This is a genomic window from Emticicia sp. CRIBPO, assembly GCF_009905725.1.
GTDB lineage: Bacteria > Bacteroidota > Bacteroidia > Cytophagales > Spirosomataceae > Leadbetterella.
The window spans coordinates 52,069-76,425 of record NZ_JAAAKV010000010.1; the positions used below are offsets into that span (position 1 = coordinate 52,069).

The following is a 24,357-nucleotide window of genomic DNA, read 5'->3' on the forward strand; positions in this document are numbered from 1 at the left end:
ACATATTTGAATCATAATTACGAAAAATAACCAAACTAACATTGATTTATTATAGTATCAGATTCTATGTCAGAATCATTCTGAAAATTTTCATCAAGCGTATTGATATTCAAGGGGCCGAAAATATACCTGCAACAGGTCCGGTTCTGCTGGCCTCCAATCACCCCAATTCATTTTTCGATGCTATTTTACTTGCCTGTGTTTTAGACAGGCCTGTCTGGTCACTGGCCAGAGGCGATGCTTTTAAGAAGGAATGGGCCAGGAGAATCCTCTCCAAATTTTACATGATGCCCATTTACAGGTTGTCTGAGGGGAAGGAATACCTCGGAAAAAATGATGAGACTTTTGAAAAATGTTCGGCCTTATTTAAAAAAGACCAGCAGGTACTGATATTCAGTGAAGGCATTTGTACCAACCAGCTTGATCTGCTTCCATTGAAAAAAGGAACAGCCAGGCTCGCCAGGCAGTCGTGGGAAAGCGGACTGGATGTTACGATCTTACCTGTAGGCTTGTCGTACGACACCTACAATAAATATGGAAAAACCATTCAGCTTAATTTCGGTGAGACCTTCGGTAAAAATGACTTTGAGAATATTTCTGAAGACGGCTTTTTCCTGAAAGTTTTTAATGAAAAGCTGGTTTCAAGGCTGTCACCCCTGCTGACCAGAAGTTTTAAGCCGGCTGGTCCGGGTTCGGTTCTCTATTATCTGGGCTATATCCTGCATTTTCCGGTTATCGCCCCGGTGGTTTCATTTGTCAGAAGCAAAACAAAGGGAACTGTATTTTTTGATTCTGTTACCTGCGGCCTGCTGGTCGGGGTTACCTGGATATACTGGATATTGGCGGCCTTGATCATTTCATGGATTCTATGATCAGGAACATAAAAAAACAGCATGGAAATAATGATCTCCATGCTGTTCGAATTACCCTAAACTATAATCTGAAAATCATTTAACCTGGATAGATTTTGTGATCACCCTCTCAGGTCTGTTGGTCGCAATATTTAATTCTTTCTCCACCGTATTTTTACCATCAGTTACTATGAAAGTGTAATTGCCGTCTTCAATCTCGTTAAGGTTGAAAGTTTTGGCAAATTGCTTGGTTCTTTTGATCATAATATCAGAATACAAAGTTTCGTTTCTGTCATTTTTCAGATAAATACTTACCCATTTTTCCCCCGGTTTTGAAACCACCAGGTTTACTTTGTTGCTGTTCGTTACTTTGATCAACCCTACGTAGAATGGTTTTGATTCTGTAGGTTTTTCTGCAGCTGTAGCTGTCAGGGTGAACAATCCGGCTACAAGAGCCAATGCGAAATTTTTGATTTGCTTTTTCATTTTATTTTAATTTTTCATAATTTGTTTGTTCCGGGTGTATTCCCGGGTCACAACACTTACTATAGATGACAAATCCGTGCCAAAAGTAACGGACGATTTCTTAAAATTTGTTAATCGTCTTATTTTTAGGTAGTTATGTTGGTATAGCTAATTGGAAAAAATATTTACTTTTATATAAATTGTTCATTAACGAACACCGGTGTTACGATTCCGAACACATTTTCAGAATATTATTTGGTGTATATTTTTAGATTTTTCCGGATCGGGAAGATAATGGCCGTTTTTTTCGGGTTGTGCAGCTGGTTTTCTGATTTTTAAGGGTATTATATTTGAATAATGCAATAATTTCATATTCTCCAGCGTAAATTTCCTTATAATTTCTCTATTTTTATTTAGTCTACATTATTTTTTTTAGGCTAATTGGGTTCTTTTAATTTGATTTAATGTAGAAATTATAGAAACAAATTAATATTTTCATTCATTGTTTATAAATAGTCTAAATAAAAATTCCATTCATGATTCTCTGAATATACATTTGTCTGAAATTTAAAATTATCAGATAAATCATGAATATAAGAATTATACAAAATTATTCAAAACTACTATTGACCTTGCTGATGTCCGTGGGGATTTTCGCCCTTCAGGCTCAGACGGCCACGATAAAAGGACACATTACCACTTCAGACGGTAAAGACGCTGAGTTTATCAATGTGGTTTTGAAAGGAACAACCAGGGGAACGACAGCCGATGAAAAAGGAAACTATCAGATCGGTAACGTTAAAGCCGGATCATACACGGTTCAGGCAAGTTTTATCGGTCTTGAACCTCAAAACAAAAAAATAACCCTGAAAGAAGGAGAAACACTGGAGGTGGACTTTGTTTTGATTCAGGACAGCCAGAAACTGCAGGAAGTAGTGGTAGTAGCCAATCCGAGCAAATATGTAACGGATTATCCTTCTATTTCTCTTCGTTTGAAAACGCCTTTGCTTGAAGTGCCGCAGAACATACAGGTGGTTACCAAGCAGTTGCTGAACGATCAGCAGATATTTGATATGCTGGAAGGTGTAACCAGGAATGTCAGCGGGGTGACCCGTCTTGAACACTGGGACAATTACGCTTTGCTTAACATGCGTGGTTCACAGATCGGAGCTTTCAGAAACGGTATGAACGTACAGATGTTCTGGGGCCCTCTGGCTGAAGACATGAGTATGGTAGAGCGTGTAGAGTTTGTAAAAGGACCTGCGGGTTTTATGCTGGCTAACGGCGAACCGAGTGGCTTTTATAACGTGGTAACTAAAAAACCTACGGGCATGACCAAAGGTGAAGCGACCTTTACTTTGGGAAGTTTCAATAATTACAGAACCACCCTGGATCTGGACGGCAAATTGAGCGAAGACGGCAAGCTGTTGTACCGTCTGAACGTAATGGGTCAGATGAGAAACTCGCACAGAGACTACGAATTTAACAACAGGGTTTCGGTAGCCCCGGTCATTAAATATAAGATCAATGAAAAGACGTCTTTAACGGCCGAATACACTTACCAGTTTATGCAGATGTCGATCATTGGTTCGAACTACTCTTTCTCTAAAAAAGGATATGGTGATCTGCCGGTTAATTTTACAACGGCAGAACCCAACATGAAACCGACCAATATCAATGACAATACCTTGTTTGTGACTTTGTCTCACGCTATCAACGCTGACTGGAAATTCACAGGTCAGCTGTCTTATATGAACTACAAGCAGATCGGACAAAGTTTATGGCCGACTTCATTCTCTGCGAATGGCGACACACTGAACAGAAACACGGCCATCTGGGATATCCTGGGAGTGAACAAACTCGGACAGTTTTTTGTAAACGGAGATGTAAAAACAGGAGCCGTTACACACCGCATCCTTACGGGTCTTGATATGGGCCACAAGGAGTATCTTCATGACTGGTCTCAGTCAGGTGATTTTGTAGGGTCAACACCTTTTGCGATTTATAACCCGGTATACGGAACGGTTCCTGCTTCAGCTTTTCCTCATTTTGACAGGTCTTTGAGCCTGAGAGAGAGGGGTGTTAACTACAATCAGTCTTATACCGGAATTTATGCCCAGGACGAACTTGGGTTCTTTAACAACAAACTGAGACTGACGGTTGCAGGACGTTATACTTCTGCTACGGATGTTAACCCTTATTCAGGTAATGTGAAAGCAGATAAATTTACACCGAGATTCGGTTTGAGTTATTCTATCGATAAAAATACGTCGGCTTACGCTTTGTTCGACCAGGCGTTTGTACCACAACCGGGAGCTGACGCAAAAGGTAAGAAATTTGATCCGATTACAGGAAACAATCAGGAGATCGGGTTAAAGAGAGACTGGCTGGGTGGTCTGTGGACTTCTTCACTTTCTGCTTACCAGATCACGAAAAACAACGTGCTGACCTCTGATCCTAACAATATCAATTTCTCTATCCAGTTAGGCCAGACACAGACGAAAGGAATCGAGTTTGACCTGAGAGGTCAGATTGTTAACGGACTTGACCTTACTTTTAACTACGCCTATACCGATTCAAGAGTAACCAAAGATACCGATCCAGCTAAAGTGGGAGTAGCTGTAGCAGGTACCACCAGGAACATCACCAACGGTTGGTTGTCATACAAATCAACACACGGAAAAGTAAAAGGATTGGGTCTGGCCCTGGGTTATCAGTACCAGGAAGGCCGTTCGTCATGGTATGTGTTTGACGGTACCAACCAGCCGCTTGAAGATTATTTCAGAATGGACGGAGCGATCTCGTACCAGAAAGATAATTTCTCTATTGCCCTCAACGTAAATAACCTGTTGAACAAATACCTTTATTCAGGTGCATTCTACAGCTGGGGTGGATACTACTACTACCAGACAGAAGCTCTGAGAAATTCAAGATTAACGATTGGTTATAAATTTTAATTAAGAAAATTGGATCTGATCATGTGGCCTTTGATCAAAAAGGATAAAATATGACCATAAAAAAAATCTTTGGTAAGATACACCTTTGGCTCGGACTCTCGTCCGGGCTGATTGTGTTTATCATCAGTATCACTGGATGTTTGTATGCGTTCCAGGAAGAAATACAGAACATGACGCAGGATTACAGGTTTACAAAGCCGAGAGACCTGCCTTTTATGCCGCCGTCAAAACTGGAAGAGATCGGGAAGAAAGCCCTGCCTGACAAGCACCTGCATGCCGTGATGTATGAAGGGAAAGACAAAGCGGCCCAGGTGATCTTTTTTAATTTTGAACCGTCTTACTACTACATCGTTTATCTGGATCCTTACACCGGGGCTGTACTTAAGGTGAAAGACATGGATGCTGACTTTTTCCGATTTGTACTTGACGGGCACTTCTATCTCTGGCTTCCTCCGGAGATCGGACAGCCTGTGGTGGCGAGTTTTACGCTGATCTTCCTGGTCATGCTTATTTCAGGGCTGGTGCTGTGGTGGCCTAAAAATAAGTCAGCAAGTAAGCAAAGGTTCTCTATTAAATGGAGTGCCCGATGGCAGCGTAAAAATTACGACCTTCATAATGTACTTGGCTTTTATGCGACATGGGTGCTGATTATCCTGGCTCTGACAGGCCTGGTCTGGGGTTTTCAGTGGTTTGCCAGCTCGGTTTATACCCTTACCGGGGGAGAGAAATCACTTGTCTATTCCGAACCGGTTTCAGATAAATCAGGCAAAAGCCTGGTGACAGATGATTCGCCGGCCGTTGATAAAATCTGGGAGAAAATGAAGAAAGAACATCCGGATGCCAAAGCCATAGAAGTGCATGCTCCGGAAACCGACTCTTCGGCTATTGCGGCCAATGTCAACACCCTGCCGGGTACTTACTGGAAGATTGACTACCGGTATTTTGATCAGTATACTTTAAAGGAGTTGTCTGTGGACCACATTTTCGGAAGAATAAAGGATGCGAATGCAGCGGATAAGTTGTCACGGATGAACTACGATATTCACACTGGGGCTATTATCGGACTTCCGGGTAAGATTCTGGCTTTCTTTGTGAGTCTGATCGCTGCATCCTTACCTATCACCGGGTTCCTGATATGGTACCAGAGAAAATATAAGAAGAAGCCTGCAAAGGCAGAAAAATCGGTTCAGAAAAGCAGCCGTTTCAAAACGGCATTTCCTGTAAAATGAAAAGAGGTCGCCTGAATGGCGACCTCTTTTGCTATAGTGAGTTTGTCTTATCAGAACAAAACGTTGGTGCTCAGTCTGGTAGACTTTTTTCCGGAAAGGATATTTTCCAGGATCTGCTGGTTCTGAGCATTTTGTTTGGTCACTACCACTGAATCCACAGAGAAAGCATTTAAGGCCTCGTCAATAGATAGAGTGCCTTCTGCCGAGTCTTTTCTTCCGTTGAAAGGGAAGGTATCCGGGCTACGCTGACATTGTGCGTTCAGGTTGATCCTTCCTACCTGGCTGGCTAGTTTGTCGATCAGCAAGCTGATGGCATTGGCATCGTTGCTAAAGATACTCACTTGCTGGCCATAAGGCGAGTTGATCACATATTCCACAGGAGTTTCCAGTGAAATAAACGGTACAATCGGGATAACCGGCCCGAATTGCTCCTCACGGTAAAGTTTCATCTGGTCATTTACAGGGAATACGATCGCCGGTTTCATCAGTGACAGGTAAGAATTTCCTCCACCCGATTCATGATTGATGACTTTGGCTCCGTGAGCTACGGCGTCGTCAAGGCACTGGTCGTGATAAGCAGGCTTGTCAGGTTCTGCCAGAGGGGTAATGGCCACGCCTTTGGTCCACGGCATTCCGACAGTCAGTTTTTCGACTTCTTCAGCCAGACGCTGGTTGAATTTGTTGACGATAGAGGCATGTACAAACAATATTTTCAGAGCAGTACACCTCTGTCCGTTGAATGACAAGGTACCCGCAATAGACTCTTTAACTGCCAGTTCGATGTCTGCATCTTCCAGTATAATGGCTGCATTTTTAGCATCCAGACCCAGAACAGCTTTCAGTCTGTTAGATTTCGGGTGCATCTTTTTCAGGCTGTCCGCTACCTTGCTTGAGCCGATCAGGGCGATCACGTCCACTTTGCCGGACTTCATCAGTACAGGGACAGTATCACGGCCACGGCCATAGATGGTATTTACCACACCTTTAGGGAAAGCCTCTTTGAATGCCTCAAGAAGGGGTTCAAACAATAAAGTTCCGTGTTTCGGTGGCTTGAACAAAATGGTGTTACCCATGATCAGGGCTGGAATAAGCGTTGTGAACGTCTCATTAAGGGGATAATTGAAGGGTCCCATACAAAGCACCACACCATGAGGTACTTTTTTGGTCTGGCCGATAAAACCCTGCTCAATGGTAAACAACATGCTGCTGTTGTTCAGCTTTTTAACGGCATTGATGGTTCCGTAGATGTATTCTACTGTACGGTCAAATTCTTTTTCAGCATCAGGAATGCTCTTGCTGATTTCCCAGACAATCAGCTTAACGATTTCTTCCCGCTTGCTGATCATTTTTTTGGTGAAATCTTCCAGGCATTTGATCCTGGCGTGTACAGACATCGCCGGCCATTCGCCTCTGCCTGAATCATACGCTGATACTGCAGCGTCCAGGGCTTCATTGGCTTCTTTTTCGGTAGCCAGCGGGTAGCTTCCGATCAGCAGCGGTTTGTTTTCACCGTTTTCATCCTTAAGATACATCGGAGAGTAAACCGTATGAAACGGGCCGCTCCACTCTCTGATCTCACCGTTTACGAGAATATGTTTCTGATTGATGGGGGCAGCCAGACGGATGTTCTCAGGTACGTCTTCGGCTGCAGGAAAAAGGGTGTTTAAAGCCTCATGCCATTTGTTTTCCATGTCGGGGGTATGTTTGGTTAAAAGATCTGATCAAAATCAGGATGGTTATATAAATGATTAAGTATGCAAAAAGAAATTACGCAAGCACCAGTTGTCCCAGGTGATAGGCCACGTGATTGGTCCTGTTGAGTAATACACTCAGCTTGTTTCTGCCCGGATCTCTGGCAAAGTCCTCATCAGTCATGACGGTATGCCTGCTCATCCACTCGCCGGTGGTAAGCTTGCTGAAATAATCTGATAAGATTCTGTTGGATTCAGCCCAGTCATTTCTCAGAACTGAAATTTCCGGCATGTCAAGGTCTGATTTATCCGGATGGGTCATGAATGCCTCTTCCAGGTGGGCATATTTTCGTTCGCCCAGTCCGAAAATCGAGATCATGGAATCATTTGCCACGATGAGATGTCCCAGAAGATAGATGATCCGGTTTTTGCCGGGAGCCACTTCCTTAAACATCGATTCATCGCTCACGCTGCTGAAAAATTTGTCAGCTCTTCCGATTTGAGTGTCCCAGGCTTTAATAGCCATCCGGACAAAAATTTGTTGTTCCTCCATAAATGGGTTTGACGGTTATTTATTCTCTATAATACTTATATAGTAAGAGAATAGTTCAATTAGATTTTGTAAATCTTTAAAATAATCCGCACTTGCAATGACAAATATATTTTTAAAATTCAATGCCTGGTAGTTTTTAAGTGTCTTTTTGACATTTTTAATGTAAAATAGATAATTTGTCTACAAATTAAAATAATAGTTTTTATATTATCTACAATAATTGAATATTTTAGATAATTATTGCATTTATGTAATTCTCAAAATATATTTGCTGCGTTCTTTCAAAACAATTGCCGTTTTGTGGTTTCCGGAGAGGATCCGGAATTAAAAAGGAATCGTGTGCGAATCACGAACTGACGTGCAACCGTGTGTAACCGTCTTAAAAAGACAAAGTTTTTATCTGTGAGGGAAACCTCAATCCATTGTCAGGGTTTGACGAGAAGGAGGATAAAGGCCGTTACGAGCCGGGAGACTTGCCCTTGACGAATTGACCAATGCTTTCACGAAATAAAGCAGTAGTCAGGCAACAGATTTTACCGCAACCATGTGTTTGGTTGAGGCTGTTTATCCTTTCTTCTTAAGTGAAAGTGTACGGTAAGGAAGAACAATAAGTTTATCCAAATTTATTGTTTCCATTTAATCCTTTTACTCGTATGCTCAAAAACAATTTAGGCTATCCCAGAATCGGTAGCCAGCGTGAACTCAAAAAGGCCAATGAAGCTTATTGGTCCGGCAAAATCACCCACCAGGACCTGCTGAAAACCGGCAGGCGGATTCGCCAGAACAACTGGGAACTGCAAAAGCAGGCAGGTATAGACCTGATTCCTTCCAACGATTTCTCTTTTTACGACCAGGTGCTTGACATGAGCCTGATGGTCGGAACTATTCCGGAAAGGTATGCTGAAGTGCTCATAGAAAACACTCAGAATACTTATCTGGATCTTTATTTTGCCATGGCCCGCGGATATCAGAAGGACGGCCTGGACATTACTGCCATGGAAATGACCAAGTGGTTTGATACCAATTATCATTACCTGGTGCCGGAGTTTGTCAAAAATCAGGATTTTAAGCCGTTCTCAGGTAAAGTGGTCGACGAATTTGTGGAGGCCAGAGAGCTGGGTATTAAAACAAAACCTGTATTGATCGGGCCTGTTTCTTATTTGCTGCTGGGCAAAGAAAAAGAGGCGGGATTTTCAAGAATCAGCCTGCTGGAAAAGTTATTGCCGGTATATTTTCACCTGCTTGAACAACTGGAGGCTGAAGGGGCAGAATGGATTCAGTTTGACGAACCGTTTCTGGCTATGGATCTTACTTATGCAGAAAAAGAGGCTTTCAGGCTGGCTTATCATGCGATCAAAAACAAATTCCCGAAGCTTAAAACACTTTTGACTACCTATTTTGAAGGCCTGAACGGCAATTCGCTTCTGGCTGTAAACCTGCCGGTGTGTGCCCTTCATCTGGACCTGGTCAGAAACCCTCAGCAACTCGACGAAATCCTGACGAAAATTCCGGCAGACATGAGTCTTTCATTAGGGGTGATTGACGGCAGGAATATCTGGAAGAACGATTATGAAAAATCGCTGGCTGTGATCAGTGAAGCCAGGGCAGTAATTGGTGATAACCGGCTCATGATCGCTCCGGCCAGTTCGCTGTTGCATACGCCTGTTGACCTTGATTTTGAAACGGAGATCAATGCAGAAATTAAAAACTGGCTGGCTTTTGCCAAACAGAAACTGGGAGAAATAAGCGACTTGCATGATATCGCAAAAGGAGACCTTTCTGCCCTTGAAATTAATAAAAATGCTATTCTTTCAAGAAATACATCCTCATTGATTCATAAACCTGAGGTAAAACAAAGGGTAGAGGGTATCGGTGAGCAGGATGATCAGCGTAAAAGTGATTTTAAAACCCGTCAGGCTATTCAGCAGGAGAGGTTTAAACTGCCACTTTTTCCGACGACCACCATCGGGTCATTCCCGCAGACAGAGGACATCCGTCAGCTGAGGGCCAGATTGAAAAAAGGAGACCTTACGCCTCAGCAATATGATGAAAAAATAGAAAAGGCTACGGTCGATGCCATCCGCTGGCAGGAAGAGATCGGCATAGATGTGCTGGTACATGGTGAGTTTGAGAGGAATGATATGGTGGAATACTTCGGTGAGCGGCTGGACGGTTTCCTGTTTACCAAAAACGGCTGGGTGCAGAGCTACGGCAGCCGCTGTGTCAAACCCCCTGTAATTTACGGAGATATCAGCAGACCTGAAGACATGACGGTGAGATGGAGCAGTTTTGCCCAGGCCAATACCGATAAACTGATGAAAGGTATGCTGACAGGTCCTGTAACGATCCTGCAATGGTCTTTTGTGAGAGATGATCAGCCAAGGTCTGTTACCACCAACCAGATCGCCCTGGCTATCCGTGACGAAGTGGTGGCCCTGGAAAAAGCCGGTATCAAAGTCATTCAGATCGACGAACCTGCTATCCGAGAAGGTCTTCCCCTCAGAAAAGCGGACCGGGCTGCTTACCTGGACTGGGCTGTAAGGGCGTTCAGGATCTCAGCCAGTGGTGTGGAGGATCAGACTCAGATACACACCCACATGTGCTACAGCGAGTTTAATGACATCATACAGCACATTGCCGCTATGGATGCCGATGTCATTACGATTGAGACGTCGAGGTCACAAATGGAGCTCCTGGAGGCCTTTGCCGATTTTAAGTATCCGAATGAAATCGGGCCCGGAGTTTATGATATACACTCTCCCCGTGTGCCTTCGGTAACTGAGATGGTCGAACTTCTCGATAAAGCCAGTGCCCTTTTGCCTGTTAAAAACCTTTGGGTTAACCCGGATTGCGGATTAAAGACCCGTAAATGGCCTGAAACGGAGGCCGCTCTTAAAAATATGGTAGCTGCGGCTCAGGCAGTCAGGGAGCTGACCAGCCAGAGCGTGAAATAAAATAACAGCCAACAGGCTGAACAAAAGCCTGTTGGTTTAGTTAATGGATTAAACACGAGCCATTATGATACATTATTCTGAAAATTACGCTGAAATGCTCCGTAGCAATTATGCGTCAGCTAAAAGCGGACCCTTAATTTGCTGGGATATCCTGCTAATGGACGAACAGGAGGAAGTGATGAAAGAACTCCTGTTTCTGGAAGGCCTGAGAATTCGCTTCAACTGGCAGTCTGACATTGATTTTGAGTCCCTGATCAGGAATAAATATACATTGGTTATTACCAATCTTTCTCAGGAAATTATCTGGACCAGTGCGGGGTTTTACACGATGACAGGTTATAAGATGGAGGAGGTTCTGGGAAAGAGACCTTCTTTTCTCCAGGGTGAAAATACGAATTCAAAAACAAAACAAATCATGGCAGATAAGATCAGGAATTTTGAACCTGCGGAAGCCCGTTTAGTCAATTACCGGAAAGACGGCAAGCCCTATCTTTGTTATGTAAAAATCCAGGCTATCCGCAACCAGGCCGGCAATTATTCTCATTTCTTTGCGATAGAGAAGAATATAAGGGAAAAAGACTGATTTTCTCTGGAATATTCCCTTCGTTAATTAGGATTAATAAGTAGTAAACCTGATCAAATAAACTTCAACCAGGTTTAGTGAAATTTATCCTTAAGCTTTACTCAGAATTACCTCTTCTTTTTCTTTTTGTTGTTGTCTCAGTACTTTTGCAGTAGCAATTACCCGGTTTAGTATCAGGCAGGTAATCCCGGTAACCAACCAGAAAAGGTCAGTTCCCGCAATATAATCCTGGCCGTTTGAAAGAGACTTCCAGAGCCAGTCCCCTGTAGTCAGTCCGTTGGTGACGGGTACCAATACAGAGAATAACCCTCCGGCAAAAAGATAAAAACGGGTGAGTTTTTTTTCATCGTAAAGCACTATGCCTGTGATGGTCAGGGCCAGCCATGAAAGGAAGAAGGTGGTATCCACCCACAGTTTATGTTGTTCTCCGCCTTTGAGCCAGAGTTCCGCATGAAATATGATGGCTGTAGCCGGGAAAAGCCCGAAACATATGGCCAGGAAAACCACGGTGACCCTGTGATGAAAGCGTTTTTGTTGATCTGTATAGTTCTTATTTTTCCGGGCTTCTTTCCAGATCAGTATACCGCTTACAATGACAAAACAGGTGAACAGTGCCATCAAAAAATACAGCGTTTTGACCAGTATACCGCCGAAAGTGGCAAAGTGTAAATGCCCGATGGCCTCTACAACAGAATGTGTGTAGGTTTTATTCACCCCGGGAATAGAACTGTAAACTTCAGAGCCGTTATTCAGCCGGTAGCCCAAATAGCCGTAAGAGGAAAAAGTCTTTTTGTCGAGGCTCCGGAGTCGGAAATTAATGGCCCCGTCTTCTTTCATGATATTCCGGGTGTTGACGCTGATGATCTCAAACTTACCCTTAAAATCTGTTTCGACTTTTTTATAGATTTCTTCTACTTTTTCAGAGTTATCGGCTGTTTTTGCATTTTTATCATAAGTTACGGCCATGTTGGGATAAGCCATGGCGTAAACTTTCTCGGGGTTCCCCTTATAAAACACCATGACAGCGGGGAGCAGTACGAGAAGTAATAAGAGATAGAAAGCCCCGGTGATGGCATACATCAGCTGGTAGGGAAGGCCCAGTAAGCCGAAAACGGTGTGGCTGTTCGTCCAGATCTGTTTCCAGGACCCTCTGAAAGAAAACGACCAGAACTTCGTCAGCATGTTTTTCCAGTGGATCAGCAAGCCTGTGATGGTTGCAAATACAAAAAAGAGAGCGACAAACCCAGCCAGCCATCTGCCCAGATAAGGGATCTGGTCCAGGAAGTGCAGACGATAAAGCGTTTCCCCGATGGTGGAAGAACCCGCTTCATGAATGGCGTAGGTTTCCGGATGCATTTTGGTTGTAAAATGTATCTCTTTCCCGTCTTTTCCGGGGGTAAGGTGGCCGTAAATATTTATCAGGGGACTGTGCTCAGAGGGCAGCGTGATGTAAATGTCTTCATTGATATCGAGCGTAGGTTTTTCTTTATAAAGTGCCTTGAATACCTCTGAAGTCCTGATTTCACCGGCTGGAACGTGGTTACGGAAGGACGGATTCTCCCACGTATAAAATTCCGACTTGAAAAGCGTAAACGCTCCTGCAAAAAAAATGATGTACAGGGCAACGCTGATGACGATACCGCTGACGGTATGGGTATGAAAGAAAATATTATATGCCCTGTTTCCGGGTCCCTTTAGTTTCATTTTAAAATATAAATAATAAGTGAAAAAATAAGAGTCAGAACCAGATAAAGCCCCCAGATTTTCCAGCCGTTTCTGGCCAGGAAAGTCAGGATCATTAAACCACCCCAGACGATGAAGAAAGTAAAACTTGAAGTAAGGATAATGACTTCATGGGCACTTTTAAAGGAAGAAAGCATCAGGTGAAAACTGCCGGATACGAGGTAGCCGCCGATCAGGGCTGCCGTAATTTTTAAGGCTCTCTGGCCTTTTGAACTTAAATATTTTTGATTGGCAGGCATCAGCTTAAAAGGTCAATACTTAAAAAAACTACTAATATAAAAAGAAGCGACACGGCGAAAGACCTCCTGATATTGAACAGAAAGCACACTACGCAATAAGCCGGAGGAACAGCCGTCAGAAATATCAGTAAACCCAAAGCAGGTCCCCATGTGGCATAATAAATATACCCGGCAACTGCCAGAAGCAGAAAGCCCGGCCACGAAGGTATTTTTGATAAAAACGGTGTTTTAAGGTTATTCGGGAAGTATTTTGACTTCGAATAAAAGAGCAAAGCTCCCAGCATAGAGATAAAGAAACCTGTCACAATAGATATTTTTTTACAAATATTATATTTATTTAGACTAATTACAAATTATTGTACAATTTTTGCCCCTGAATTTCAAATAAACGTGCTGACTTTGAATAGTACAAGTTTTGTGGCAGGCATTAAAAGTCAGATCCGCCGCTTTTTCTTTGGTTCATTTTTTTGTAAATATTATATTTATTTAGACTAATTAAAAATAAATATATAGATTTGCAACTTCTTAAATAATAAACCAATGAAAATTATAAGATTAACTCTACTCCTCGTCTTTGTTTCAGCGTCCTATAAAAGTATTGCTCAGGGATATAGTGTCAGGGGTGTCGTTAAAAGCTCAACAGGAGAGCTTCTGCCTTTTACTACAGTTTCTTTAAAAAGTACAAGTAAAGCGGGTATAAGTGACAGCCTCGGGGTTTTCATTATCAATGACGTAAAAAAGGGAGAATACCAGCTCACAGCGAGCTCGGTGGGGTACAAGAATTTCGAGAGAAAAATTGTGGTAAACGGGACGATCTCCGTAGAGGATATTTTCCTTGAAAGTGCCGGACTTGACCTCGATGAGGTGGTAGTCAGGCAGGAAAAGCAAACCAAAATTCTGGAAACAAAACCCCTTTCGGTCAAAAGTATCGAAATCAGGAATGTCATCACCCAGAATGTGTTGCTGACAGATATCGTAGACCGGATTTCCGGTGTAAGGATAAGGCGTTCCAGCTCACTGGGAGATCGTTCGGATATCTCCATTAACGGTATCAGGGGTGACGCAGTCAGGGTTTATATCGATGGTATCCCGATGGAGCTTCTATACCCTAATTTCGATATTTCCATGCTTCCGCTTGCGAATATAAAACGACTGGATGTGTATAAAGGCGTGCTGCCTGTAGATGTCGGAACGGACGCGATGGGTGGCGGAATCAACATCATCACAGAACAGAAATCATACAACTCCCTCAAAGCCACTTATTTTGCCGGATCGTACAACACCCACCTGGCGGATATCAACGTGGGTCTGGCCAACAAGAAAAACTACTTTCTGAACCTTTCAGCTGCCTATAATTACTCTGATAACAGCTATGGTATGAATGCCCTGGTTTATGAAACCAACAAAGTAGAAAGGGTACGTCGTTTTCATGACCGGTTCCGGTTTTTCTATGGTGGAATAACCGCGGGTGTTCACAGTAAGCCCTGGGCAGATGAGCTCAGGCTGACCTTCAATTACTCAAAAGGGTACAAAGAGTTGCAAAACGGTGCCAGGGTAAATCATGTTGCTTTTGGCGGGGTGGTGTATCATGCTGAAAATACAGGCCTTACCCTGAAATATGACAAGTCGTTTCTGAATGAAAAGCTGCTGTTCACGACGATAGGCAACTACAGTTACCAGATGATGAATTATGTGGACACGACTTCTAATGTGTACAGCTGGAGTGGCAAAATAGTAGGCCGGAATGCTCCGGGCGAATACACGGCGGAAAGATTAACTGACAATTACAGCCTCAGCTGGATCAACCGCAGCGGATTGTCCTTTAATCTCAAAAAGGGCCACAGGATAATGGCATCGAATCTTTATGCCCGGCAAAGGCTTACGGGGGTTGACTTCCTTGAAAAAGAGATCAGCGAGGATTATTTAAGGATACCGCAAACCTTGATGAAGAATGTTTTCGGGCTGCAATATGAAGGAGAGTTTTATGATAAACTTACTTTGTCTTCCGCCCTCAAAAGGTTCGATTATGTATTGAACGGAGCCGAGAACTACACCTTTGAGCTGGTGAAGAAAAAAGACGGCATCTGGGGATGGAACAGCGGGCTGAAGTACGATATTAATGAAGAATTTTTTGTGAGGGCATCATATGAAAAAGGATACCTGATTCCGCAGTTTTACCAGTTTGTCGGGAATGGGGCGGATGTGCTGAGAAACACCGGGCTGATACCGGAAAGCAGCAATAACCTGAATGCCGGGATAGCTTACACCGATAATTCAACGGGCCCTGTCCGGTTTTCTACTACGCTGAACGGTTTTTACAGACTTCAGAATGATATTATTTTTTTAGGGACGAGTTTGTTAAAAGTATATGAAAATGCCGACCAGGTGCAGACGGTCGGATTTGAAGGTGAGGCTACGGCCGGACATACCAAAGGATTCAGCCTGAGTACCAACATCACATTCCTGAGAAAGAAATTTACAAAACTGAAAGATCCGAATAACCAGTACCTGGTAGGAGCGGCGTTTCCCAACAATCCTAATTTCTTCGGAAACCTGGAGTTTGCCTGGCAAAAAAGTAATTTATGGATTAAAAACGGGCAATTCAGGGTCTATACTTTCTATAATTACGTAGCTCCGTTTAACCATATCCTGGTGGGTAAAAACAACAGCATCAAGACGACACCCGATGCTTATGTCCCGGTACAGCACAGGGTAGATGCCGGGTGTTCCTACAAGTTTCCGAAACAAAACCTCACGGCTTCCGTCAATGTCATCAACCTGCTGAACCAGGAGTTGTATGATAATTTTTTAGTGCCCCGTGCCGGTATAAATTTCAATGCTAAGATTATTTATGAATTAACTAAATTTTAATGCTAAATGAAAACCAGAGTTTTATTATTAACAGTTCTATTATCAGCATCGCTTCTGGCCTGTAGTACAGACGGAGAAGCCGACCCGGAAGAAGTTTCACCTTACCAGGAAAGCGGTTATGTGGTTTCGACGATTGTGCAATCTTCAGGAAGCAATAACTATTATGCAGGCTTTTACCCTGAAATCCCGTCGGGAGACATTGATCTGACCACCAAGTCAAGCTATGGCTATTTTTATCCGAGAGCTACCTGGAAGAGCTTTATGTTCGGGAGCAGTCTCAAAGGTGAAAACGCACTGACAAAAATGGCTGTTTCAAAGCAGACGGGTAACCTGGTGGAGGTAGCTTCTATTCCTTTGATTGAGTATCTGAATACCATTACCATCGTTTCTGATGAGTTGGGTGTGTATACCACCTGGGATAAGAAAGGAGTGGCCTTGTTTAACCCTTCGACGATGCAAAATCTTGAGACCATCGATATGACAGGCTCAAAATCAGTAGCGGGGGTTACCAGGGAGAACTATTCACACGCGGTATACAGAAAGCAGGACAATAAGCTTTTCCTGTTTTTACTGGCTGACAACAATAAAACAGGGCAGTTTTATGACGCAGTGGATGTGTACGCGGAGGTGGTTAACCTGACTACGAAGAAATGGGAAAAAACACTGACTTTCAGCCAGGCGACATACCCTATTTCAAGGGGGCTTGAAAATCCTTTGATTGACGAACAAGGCAATATTTTTGTCATTACACAGGGTCAATATGGTCTTGACGGTCAGTTGGGGCCGAATTCTGCGAAACGCTCAAGGCCTAAGATTTTGAAAATCCCTGCAGGAACTACGGAATTTGATGCTTCTTACGCCTTTAACCCGGTGGATAAGGTAGGGCAGCAAAACCTGTTGTTCCAATTGATTCTGGGCGGTGTTTATCATGCAAATGGTGTGGCTTATGCCTGTATTTCAGGTCAGCAGGATCCTCCTGCCTTGTTGGCCCTTATCGCTAAGTTGGCTGCCGGTACCATCACAGAAGCAGAATATGCCACATTGCAAAACCTGGCATTTTATGGTGCGAACCAGAGATGGGCAAAACTGGATCTGAATGCCCAGACGGCGACCATCATTGAAAGTCTTCCTTTGACTGCTGGATTTGCTTATCCAAACTCGTATATCAGGGATGGTAAGGTTCATCTGCAGGTATATAATTCCGATCTGAAACTGAATGGATTTTACGAATACAACCCTGCCAACGGAAACAGCACGAAGCTGTTTACAGTTACTGCCGGAGGACTGGCCATTAACCTCATAAAGTTGTCTAAATAAGACGGTGGTTTTAAGATCATTTAAAACCCCTGTCTTCGAGAAGCTTCTCAAAGACAGGGGTTTGATCAGGCTTTTAATTGTTATCAGGGAATCTTAACAAACTCCACCCGTCTGTTTTGAGCTTTGCCTTCAAATGTGGCGTTGTCAGCTACAGGCTTGGTTTCACCGTATCCTTTGGTCATTAATCTCGTTCCTTCAATACCAAGTCCGGTCAGTTGGTTTTTTACTGCCTCGGCTCTCTGGGCAGAGAGCTTGAGATTGGCCTCGTCATTTCCGTCACTATCGGTATAGCCCCCGATTTCTACTTTAAGAGCAGCATTTTCCTTGAGGATTTTGGCAATGGCATTGATTTCTCCTGCCGATTCAGGGCGGATGGCAGCACTGTTGACGGCGAAGTTAATGCCATGAGAAATGTATTTCCCGTCTGTAAATGCTTTGCCGATCATGTTCATTCCGCCGCCTTCAGCCAGTTTGAAGTTTTTAAACATCATGTTCATACCGTCAGAAGCATCGCCGGCCACCACCAGTGATTTTGCAATGAAATCGCATTCAGGGACACTGAGTATGCGGTACTGATCGCAATACACTTTGATCTGAGAACCTTTTACGGCTATGGCAAAATGGTGCCATTTGTTAAAGTAATTGTCACCGCCCAGGCTGGCGGGATATTCCCCGTTCAGTTTCTGGCCAGGCCCGTTAAACTCCAGGTAAGAGTTGTTCGTGGAAAAACTGACCACATTGTCTTCCCCATTCTTCAGGTGGATCATGAGGCCGTTATTGCTGTCATATTTGGCATCCAGCCAGGTGTCGAATTCAATGGTAAATTCTTTCGGAAGATAATTCGGGGTCTTGATCCTGGGAGTGAGCACCGTATAATATTTTGTAATAAAGAAAGCGGGTTCGTCTTCCACTTTATTGACAACAGCCTGTCCCCCGGCCAGTTTCCAGTGAACACCGAATTCTCCTGATTCCGAGTCTGAGAAATCATCAGAAAATATAAGTTTGGAGCCGGGTACAAAATCGTAGTTCTGATAGGCTTTTAATTCCTGTGCATTTGCTTCAATGTTCAGTAGTGCAACAGCCATTAACAAGAGTTTTTTCATGGTAGTAAGGTTTTAAACCGGGTTTTGAAGATGAAATAAAACTAGTGTTTTTTTTAGTCGCAGACTGGTTTTTTTAATGAACAAACAGAAGGAGTAAATGACAGGTATGAATCTGATTATAATTGGAAATCAGTGGTGCTGAACGGGTAGGGGAGGTGGTCGCGAATGAAAAGGAAAGAGTCTGTAAACCAAGCCATGTTGGCTGGTTTACAGACTCTTGAAAACAATCGGTATAATAATACGGATCAGTACTTAAACGGCTTTCCACCCGCAAGTACTTCCTGTGTTTTTTCGTCGAAAGTTACTTTCAGGCCGGTGCGGTAAGCCGCATTCGACATGATCGTAGCGATAGAGTGCGAGTAACCTGCTTCAATCGGAGCATGAGGTGTTTTTCTGTCTCTCACACATTCCATCCAGTTTTTGATGTGGTTGAATGTAAGCGAGTCACCACCGGTATTGGCCCCGGCCTCTACTTTCTCACCTTCCAGTTTGATTTTAGGAAGAAGATTGGCTTTTAATCCCATTGCTTTGGCTTCTCTCTCGCGGAGTCCGCCTGTATCAGAGATTTCGTTGGTATCCAGGTTGATCATACCGCCATTGGAGTAATAAAGTTCTTTGGTGTCACCGGCAGCATTCGAGAATCTCGAAGTAAACTGAACCTGGAATCCTGAAGTTTTATCGTTGGCCGGGCCGTAATCAAATACTACCGTTAAGGTATCTGCATTGGTACGTCCGTCTTTCCACTGGTAGATACCGCCGTTGGCTACCACGCTTCTTGGGTGATTGAGACCACTGAACCAGTGTACCGTATCAATCTGGTGACTCATCCATTGTCCGGGAATTCCCGAAGAATAAGGCCAGAACAAACGGTACTCAAGATATTTACGCGGATCAAACGGCACCATCGGGCGGTTAAGCAGATAGCGTTTCCAGTCCACATCAGACTCTTTCAGATTAGCTACCAGGTCAGGTCTTCTCCATCTGCCCGGCTGGTTCACGTTCCACATCAGCTCCACCATCACGATCGGGCCGAATTTGCCTGATTTGATGAAGTCTTCAGCGGCAAAGTAGTTTTCACCACTTCTACGCTGAGAACCGATCTGTACGATTTTCCCTGAAGCTTTCACGGCTTTCAGAACAGCACGGTTGTCTTCCATGGTTTCTGCCAGCGGCTTTTCGGTGTAAGTGTCACATCCGGCCTTAACAGCTTCAATGGTATGAATGGCATGCTGAAAATCTGCAGTTGAGATAAATACGGCATCTACAGATTTTGATGCATATAGCTCGTCATTATTACGATAAACTTTTACATCAGTTCCTAATTGCTTGTCGATGAAAGCTTTACCTTCTTCACGACGACGGTTCCAAATGTCTGAAAGTGCCACCATTTCGAAGTTTTTCTCCTTCATAAGAGCTTTGAACGGTGGAATATGAGAGGCTCTGAACCTGTCAGAATAGCCTACGCAGGCAACTCTGACCCTGTCATTGGCACCCATGATCTTGCCATAGCTTTTGACCGAAAATCCGGTAGCTACGCCTGCCATGATGCTTTTTTTGATAAAATCTCTACGGGTTGAATCCATGATAGATAATCGTTTGTTATAATAATAGTTGAATCTCTTTGACTAGGTTTCCGTGTTCCGGTATTTGAGCATCTGAATTTACGACTTTTCCTGGTTTTTCAATCAAAAAAGACGGTATAATGCCCTGTGTTTACGTTTTCTTAATAGACAGAATCACCTTAACTTACTTGATCTCCCTGATTTTCAGGTTTTTGAAAGATACATTGTTTCCGTGGTCTTGTAAAAGGATGTTGCCTTTGTCAGCCGCACCGAAACCTTTGTATTTTTCATATTTACTTCTGGCAACCAAGGCGTTGTAGATATTGCTTTTACGCTCATATTCTACTGCTTTGAAGCCGTTCAGCCAGTGCTGTACCGTGTTGTTCGGGTAAACAATCAGGCGGGCCTGGTTCCATTCTCCGATTTTTTTCTGGAAACGCTTATCCGGTTTATTGGACGGTATAAGGTCATACAAACTGGCCAGTGTACGGTTGCCTGCAGCTCCGAGTTTCGCATCAGGGTGTTTTTCGTCATCAAGTACCTGAAACTCCAGACCGATACCCGATTTCCCTCCTGAATCGTATTGCTCGTCCACAAAATATTTCAGACCTGAGTTGGCTCCTTCGGTAAGTTTAAACTCGAAAACCAATTCAAAAGCACCAAATTTTTCATCGGTTACAATGTCATTACCGGTTTCAGATCCGTCTGAAGGGCTTACATTGATCGTGCCGTCAACTACGCTCCAGTGTTTGTTTGGCATTTTGTCTGAATGCACACCTCTCCATCCTGTAAAGTCTTTGCCGTTAAAAAGCAATTTGAAACCCTGTGCCTTTTCGATGTCAGACAGGTTGTTCAGCAGAAGGTTAACCACCGGGGTGTCGTCAGCCGGACTTGGCTTAAGATTGGTCGTCTGAATCCTGATATTTCTCCAGCGGATCTCTGTTCCCGGCTTCTGGTCTTTTCCGATAGAGTGTACCTGAAGGGCAATAAAGCCTTTGGCAGTTACATCATCTACAAGATTGGCAACCGCTACGCCATTTACCCAGGTACGGATCACGTTGCCGATGGCTTCGATCCTGTATTTGTTCCAGGCGTCTTTTTTGAAAGCAGTTTTAGATTTCGGATTGATGTTCGGAATGTAAAGCCAGTCTCGTCTCGCTTCATCATAAATACCTCCCGACCAGGCCCTGTCTGAAGGGTCAATCTCCATCTGGTAACCATGCACACGTCCATCTTTGAAATCAGGAGTCGACAGACTTCTGAACTGGATGCCTGAGTTCATCGAATTGTCAACTTTCAATTCAAGTTCGAGAATGAAATCGCCGTAATCTTTTTCTGTAGCAAGGAATGAGTTGGGGGTATCAGAAACTGTAGTACCTACAATCTGCCCGTTTTCCACACGGTATTTCGCTTTCCCGTTGAGTTGTTTCCACCCTTTGAGGGTTTTGCCATCAAATAGGTTTGTCCAGGTTTGTCCGAAAGAAAATCCGGAAACCGATAAGGCCATCAATGTGTAAAAAACTGTTTTTTTCATGAAGATGATATAATATGATAGATGCTTAAAATTGAATTCCGATTTTATTGGCCAGGTATTCATGAGATATTTTCCCTGAGTCAAGAGCTGTACGGCCTTTTACCGGTACTGCGTCCAATTCTACGATGTTCCAGCCTTTGAAATTGATTTTTCTCAGATTTTCAAAGATAGCCGGAAAATCCACGGCACCCTGACCGATCTCGACAAAGCGGTATCCTGATTTGTTTTCAGCATCCGGTCTGGTGTCTTTGATGTGGGTGGCGTACAGGATCGACTTGTATTTAAGAACTGCGTCTGCAGGTTTTCCGCCGCCCTGGTGATAATGGGCCACGTCAAGAAGAAGCTTGATGTACTTCTTGTCCATTTCATTCACGATGATATCAACCTCTTCGGGTGTTTCACCAAGCTGGTGCATGTGGTTATGATAAGCCACCTGCAGGCCGGTTTCGTCTTTGACGGCCTTGGCCACCGCCGACATGTTTCTGGCATAATCTTTAAGTTCCTGTGTAGTAGGCATGCGGTCTTTCGGCCGGATGTTGTTGGTAAATTGAAGGCATTCACCACCGAGGGCTTTTACAAACTTAGCATGGTTAACATGCACTTCAACGTCTTTTTTATAGTCGCTGATGCTGATGTTGCCGCTTGAAAACATCGGTAATTTCAAACCGTTGGATTGGATGGTGGTTTTCAGATCCTGAGGGGAATCCTTAAAAACCGGGTAAGTGTTGGCTCTCAGCTGGATTCCTTTAAATCCGAGAGCTGCAATTTCTTTGATGGCTACCAGGTCATTTCCGTTCCAGGTAATGGCAGAATAAGCCATTTTTTGTTTGTTTTTCATCGCCAGAGACGCAAAAGTCTCCGCACTCAGAAATGAAGCAGCGGATAGAAGTGAGACTTGATTTAAAAACTTTCTTCGGTTCATAATGATTGAATAAATTAAAAACTGTTAAAAAAAGAAAACCCCTATAAAAATAGGGGTTTCTCCCATTTTAACCTATGATAAAAAAATTAATATCCCGGATTCTGAGCGAATACACCTTTGTCCGATCTGTCAATCTGAGTTTGAGGGATAGGACGCAGATTATGTATGTCTTTAACGTTACCTGCAGCCTGAGGGTTGTAAAGTTTGACTCTTTCAACCAGGTTGCCCCAACGCTTCAAATCCATCCAGCGTGTTTGTTCACCTGCTAATTCTCTTGCCCTTTCCTGCATCAGGAATTCCATGTTCATTTGTTCAGGAGTGATCAGCATAGCATCTTTTTTACCCGGCCATCCTGCTCTCTGACGAACGACATTGATAGCAGCGGTGGCTTCCGCCATATTTCCGGCTTTCATTTGTGCTTCTGCCAGCATCAGGTAAACATCAGCCAGACGGAAAACGAAGTAGTCACGGCTACCTGGTTCGTAGGTCAAATCCGGACGTTTGGTATCAAAGAATTTAATAAGCGTCGGAAATAAGGCCTCATCATACCTGCTTGGAACCAAAACCTGGTATTTTTTCTTGGCACGTTCTTCCACAGACATTTCATAGCCGGGGATGAAAATGGCCGTATCACCCGCTGCGAAAGTAAGCTTAGACTTAGAGTTGTCAAAAGACGCGTTTAAGTTAGAACCCGGGTTGTTACTTAACCAGGTATCTCTGAATGTTTTCTTGTAACGTGAGTCATTCACACGGTCCTGGAAACAGGTTTCCAAAAGGTACTTGGTAGGACGCAAACGCTTAAACGGTCGACCATAGAACACATCACGTTTCATTCCCGGCTGTACATCATACTGCATGCCAAAGAAAAGGTGAAGGTTATTTCCTCCGTTGGCTGCTGCAATACCATTAGTAAGATTGGTAAGTGGGTCTGATGTATATTGTACTGCAAAAACGATCTCACTGTTCTCCTGGTTGTTTTCATCAAATACACTTGCAAAATCAGCTTGCAGACTAAAACCCGGGGTTGCAATAACAGATTTACATAATTCTGCTGCCTTTGTAAAATCATCTGAAGCTTTTGAAGTTGAATAAGCCTTGGCCAGATACACTTTTGCCAACAACGTTTGTGCCGCAGCTTTTGTAGCACGACCGTACTGAGTTGCTTTGGCTGTTCCTTCAAGACCTGGAATAGCTTCGTTCAGATCCTTGATGATTGCCGCATATATTTCAGCATCTGATGCCCTTTTGGTTGCTTTTGTCGGAGCCAGGGTTTCTGTTAGTCTCAAATCTATACCACCAAATTGCTGGTGTAATATATAGTAATAATGGGCTCTCAGAAATTTAACTTCTGCAACACTTTTAACTTTTACGGCTTCTGTAACAGTCGAGGCCGGTGCTCTTTCAATGACAGCATTACAGGTATTTATACCACGATAGAGCTCATCCCAGGTGTTTCCCAGATAATCAATAGTTGGCTGTAACTGGGTATCATAAAAGTGAAACCCTTTGTAACCACCATCAGCACCGGTGGCGTAGATGTCGGTACCATACTCCGTTAAAGTCAATCCTTGCTGTGTACCATAATAATATCTGAGCGACGAATACGCTGATTTTACAGCATCTTCAAAGCCTTTTGGCGTATTGATATAGTCGTTTCCTATACCTGACACTACCGTTTCATCCAATAAATCCTGACATGACTGGGTTGTGAGCAACAAACCCACAACTGCCGTGATTTTAATTGGTTTTAATATATTTTTCAAGTTCATCTTACTAAAATTTA

At 43.5% G+C, this 24,357-nt stretch carries 18 protein-coding genes and 1 riboswitch; of the genes, 7 read left to right on the top strand and 11 right to left on the bottom strand.

What is annotated here, in order from left to right; genetic code table 11:
* Positions 1 to 41 precede the first annotated feature (41 nt).
* Positions 42 to 872 (top strand): 1-acyl-sn-glycerol-3-phosphate acyltransferase, encoded by an 831-nt coding sequence (locus tag GVN16_RS20155; RefSeq protein ID WP_166565751.1) that lies wholly within the window; start codon positions 42 to 44, stop codon positions 870 to 872.
* Positions 873 to 947: 75 nt separating this feature from the next.
* Here the strand turns inward: GVN16_RS20155 and GVN16_RS20160 are convergent, their stop codons facing one another.
* A complete protein-coding gene (locus tag GVN16_RS20160) occupies positions 948 to 1,337 on the bottom strand; it encodes a hypothetical protein (protein ID WP_166565752.1) in 390 nt (129 codons plus the stop codon).
* A gap of 566 nt (positions 1,338 to 1,903) precedes the next feature.
* Between GVN16_RS20160 and GVN16_RS20165 the strand changes: the two genes are divergently transcribed.
* Together GVN16_RS20165 and GVN16_RS20170 are read left to right on the top strand one after the other, a co-directional pair.
* Positions 1,904 to 4,273 carry a TonB-dependent receptor gene (locus GVN16_RS20165; protein ID WP_166565753.1) on the top strand — a complete coding sequence of 790 codons (2,370 nt, stop codon included), beginning with the start codon at positions 1,904 to 1,906 and terminating at the stop codon, positions 4,271 to 4,273.
* A gap of 50 nt (positions 4,274 to 4,323) precedes the next feature.
* Complete coding sequence (locus tag GVN16_RS20170) at positions 4,324 to 5,502, top strand: PepSY domain-containing protein (RefSeq protein WP_166565754.1); 1,179 nt, start codon at positions 4,324 to 4,326, stop codon at positions 5,500 to 5,502.
* 50 nt (positions 5,503 to 5,552) lie between these two features.
* Here the strand turns inward: GVN16_RS20170 and GVN16_RS20175 are convergent, their stop codons facing one another.
* Both GVN16_RS20175 and GVN16_RS20180 read right to left on the bottom strand, forming a co-directional pair.
* On the bottom strand, positions 5,553 to 7,193 hold the full coding sequence (locus GVN16_RS20175) for an NADP-dependent glyceraldehyde-3-phosphate dehydrogenase (protein WP_166565755.1): 1,641 nt from the start codon (positions 7,191 to 7,193) through the stop codon (positions 5,553 to 5,555).
* Positions 7,194 to 7,269: 76 nt separating this feature from the next.
* Entirely contained in the window at positions 7,270 to 7,746 is a 477-nt protein-coding gene (locus GVN16_RS20180; RefSeq protein ID WP_166565756.1) for a DinB family protein, read from the bottom strand.
* Between the two features lie 284 nt (positions 7,747 to 8,030).
* Positions 8,031 to 8,242: riboswitch (cobalamin riboswitch) on the top strand.
* Positions 8,243 to 8,399: 157 nt separating this feature from the next.
* On the opposite strand from GVN16_RS20180, the gene metE reads away from it, so the two are divergent.
* Together metE and GVN16_RS20190 are read left to right on the top strand one after the other, a co-directional pair.
* On the top strand, positions 8,400 to 10,700 hold the full coding sequence (gene metE, locus GVN16_RS20185; protein ID WP_166565757.1) for a 5-methyltetrahydropteroyltriglutamate--homocysteine S-methyltransferase: 2,301 nt from the start codon (positions 8,400 to 8,402) through the stop codon (positions 10,698 to 10,700).
* 64 nt (positions 10,701 to 10,764) lie between these two features.
* A complete protein-coding gene (locus GVN16_RS20190; RefSeq protein WP_166565758.1) occupies positions 10,765 to 11,283 on the top strand; it encodes a PAS domain-containing protein in 519 nt (172 codons plus the stop codon).
* Positions 11,284 to 11,373: 90 nt separating this feature from the next.
* On the opposite strand, the gene GVN16_RS20195 is transcribed toward GVN16_RS20190, so the two are convergent.
* Genes GVN16_RS20195 through GVN16_RS20205 form a run of 3 tightly spaced genes read right to left on the bottom strand, consistent with a single transcriptional unit; the run spans position 11,374 to position 13,570 of the window.
* A complete protein-coding gene (locus tag GVN16_RS20195) occupies positions 11,374 to 12,987 on the bottom strand; it encodes a PepSY domain-containing protein (protein ID WP_166565759.1) in 1,614 nt (537 codons plus the stop codon).
* Positions 12,984 to 13,265: a hypothetical protein gene (locus GVN16_RS20200; RefSeq protein WP_166565760.1), complete on the bottom strand. Its 282-nt coding sequence runs from the start codon at positions 13,263 to 13,265 to the stop codon at positions 12,984 to 12,986. The genes GVN16_RS20195 and GVN16_RS20200 overlap by 4 nt, the downstream gene beginning before the upstream one ends.
* The gene (locus GVN16_RS20205) at positions 13,265 to 13,570 is read right to left on the bottom strand and encodes a hypothetical protein (protein WP_166565761.1); all 306 of its coding nucleotides are present in this window, start codon (positions 13,568 to 13,570) and stop codon (positions 13,265 to 13,267) included. Before GVN16_RS20205 ends, GVN16_RS20200 begins: the two co-directional genes overlap by 1 nt.
* A 235-nt stretch (positions 13,571 to 13,805) precedes the next feature.
* On the opposite strand from GVN16_RS20205, the gene GVN16_RS20210 reads away from it, so the two are divergent.
* Entirely contained in the window at positions 13,806 to 16,136 is a 2,331-nt protein-coding gene (locus tag GVN16_RS20210; protein WP_166565762.1) for a TonB-dependent receptor, read from the top strand.
* Positions 16,137 to 16,142: 6 nt separating this feature from the next.
* On the top strand, positions 16,143 to 17,453 hold the full coding sequence (locus GVN16_RS20215; RefSeq protein WP_166565763.1) for a hypothetical protein: 1,311 nt from the start codon (positions 16,143 to 16,145) through the stop codon (positions 17,451 to 17,453).
* Between the two features lie 83 nt (positions 17,454 to 17,536).
* Here GVN16_RS20215 and GVN16_RS20220 read toward each other — a convergent pair whose 3' ends face one another.
* The 5 genes from GVN16_RS20220 to GVN16_RS20240 all read right to left on the bottom strand — a co-directional run bounded on the left by GVN16_RS20220 (position 17,537) and on the right by GVN16_RS20240 (position 24,343).
* Positions 17,537 to 18,556 carry an OmpA family protein gene (locus GVN16_RS20220; RefSeq protein ID WP_166565764.1) on the bottom strand — a complete coding sequence of 340 codons (1,020 nt, stop codon included), beginning with the start codon at positions 18,554 to 18,556 and terminating at the stop codon, positions 17,537 to 17,539.
* A 245-nt stretch (positions 18,557 to 18,801) separates the two neighbouring features.
* Positions 18,802 to 20,139 carry a Gfo/Idh/MocA family protein gene (locus GVN16_RS20225; protein ID WP_166565765.1) on the bottom strand — a complete coding sequence of 446 codons (1,338 nt, stop codon included), beginning with the start codon at positions 20,137 to 20,139 and terminating at the stop codon, positions 18,802 to 18,804.
* A 163-nt stretch (positions 20,140 to 20,302) separates the two neighbouring features.
* On the bottom strand, positions 20,303 to 21,652 hold the full coding sequence (locus tag GVN16_RS20230) for a DUF1080 domain-containing protein (protein ID WP_166565766.1): 1,350 nt from the start codon (positions 21,650 to 21,652) through the stop codon (positions 20,303 to 20,305).
* Between the two features lie 25 nt (positions 21,653 to 21,677).
* Complete coding sequence (locus GVN16_RS20235) at positions 21,678 to 22,574, bottom strand: sugar phosphate isomerase/epimerase (RefSeq protein WP_166565767.1); 897 nt, start codon at positions 22,572 to 22,574, stop codon at positions 21,678 to 21,680.
* Between the two features lie 86 nt (positions 22,575 to 22,660).
* Positions 22,661 to 24,343, bottom strand: a complete 1,683-nt coding sequence (locus tag GVN16_RS20240; RefSeq protein ID WP_205748932.1) for a RagB/SusD family nutrient uptake outer membrane protein — start codon at positions 24,341 to 24,343, stop codon at positions 22,661 to 22,663.
* Between the last annotated feature and the right edge of the window lie 14 nt (positions 24,344 to 24,357).

What these genes read in the sequence shown, in the direction of transcription:
- GVN16_RS20190 (WP_166565758.1), top strand. Translation starts at nt 10,765, where the DNA reads ATGATACATTATTCTGAAAATTACGCTGAAATGCTCCGTAGCAATTAT.
- GVN16_RS20215 (WP_166565763.1), top strand. Translation starts at nt 16,143, where the DNA reads ATGAAAACCAGAGTTTTATTATTAACAGTTCTATTATCAGCATCGCTT.
- GVN16_RS20220 (WP_166565764.1), bottom strand. Translation starts at nt 18,556, where the DNA reads ATGAAAAAACTCTTGTTAATGGCTGTTGCACTACTGAACATTGAAGCA.
- GVN16_RS20160 (WP_166565752.1), bottom strand. Translation starts at nt 1,337, where the DNA reads ATGAAAAAGCAAATCAAAAATTTCGCATTGGCTCTTGTAGCCGGATTG.
- GVN16_RS20170 (WP_166565754.1), top strand. Translation starts at nt 4,324, where the DNA reads ATGACCATAAAAAAAATCTTTGGTAAGATACACCTTTGGCTCGGACTC.
- GVN16_RS20195 (WP_166565759.1), bottom strand. Translation starts at nt 12,987, where the DNA reads ATGAAACTAAAGGGACCCGGAAACAGGGCATATAATATTTTCTTTCAT.
- metE (WP_166565757.1), top strand. Translation starts at nt 8,400, where the DNA reads ATGCTCAAAAACAATTTAGGCTATCCCAGAATCGGTAGCCAGCGTGAA.
- GVN16_RS20240 (WP_205748932.1), bottom strand. Translation starts at nt 24,343, where the DNA reads ATGAACTTGAAAAATATATTAAAACCAATTAAAATCACGGCAGTTGTG.
- GVN16_RS20180 (WP_166565756.1), bottom strand. Translation starts at nt 7,746, where the DNA reads ATGGAGGAACAACAAATTTTTGTCCGGATGGCTATTAAAGCCTGGGAC.
- GVN16_RS20175 (WP_166565755.1), bottom strand. Translation starts at nt 7,193, where the DNA reads ATGGAAAACAAATGGCATGAGGCTTTAAACACCCTTTTTCCTGCAGCC.
- GVN16_RS20200 (WP_166565760.1), bottom strand. Translation starts at nt 13,265, where the DNA reads ATGCCTGCCAATCAAAAATATTTAAGTTCAAAAGGCCAGAGAGCCTTA.
- GVN16_RS20210 (WP_166565762.1), top strand. Translation starts at nt 13,806, where the DNA reads ATGAAAATTATAAGATTAACTCTACTCCTCGTCTTTGTTTCAGCGTCC.
- GVN16_RS20235 (WP_166565767.1), bottom strand. Translation starts at nt 22,574, where the DNA reads ATGAACCGAAGAAAGTTTTTAAATCAAGTCTCACTTCTATCCGCTGCT.
- GVN16_RS20230 (WP_166565766.1), bottom strand. Translation starts at nt 21,652, where the DNA reads ATGAAAAAAACAGTTTTTTACACATTGATGGCCTTATCGGTTTCCGGA.
- GVN16_RS20225 (WP_166565765.1), bottom strand. Translation starts at nt 20,139, where the DNA reads ATGGATTCAACCCGTAGAGATTTTATCAAAAAAAGCATCATGGCAGGC.
- GVN16_RS20165 (WP_166565753.1), top strand. Translation starts at nt 1,904, where the DNA reads ATGAATATAAGAATTATACAAAATTATTCAAAACTACTATTGACCTTG.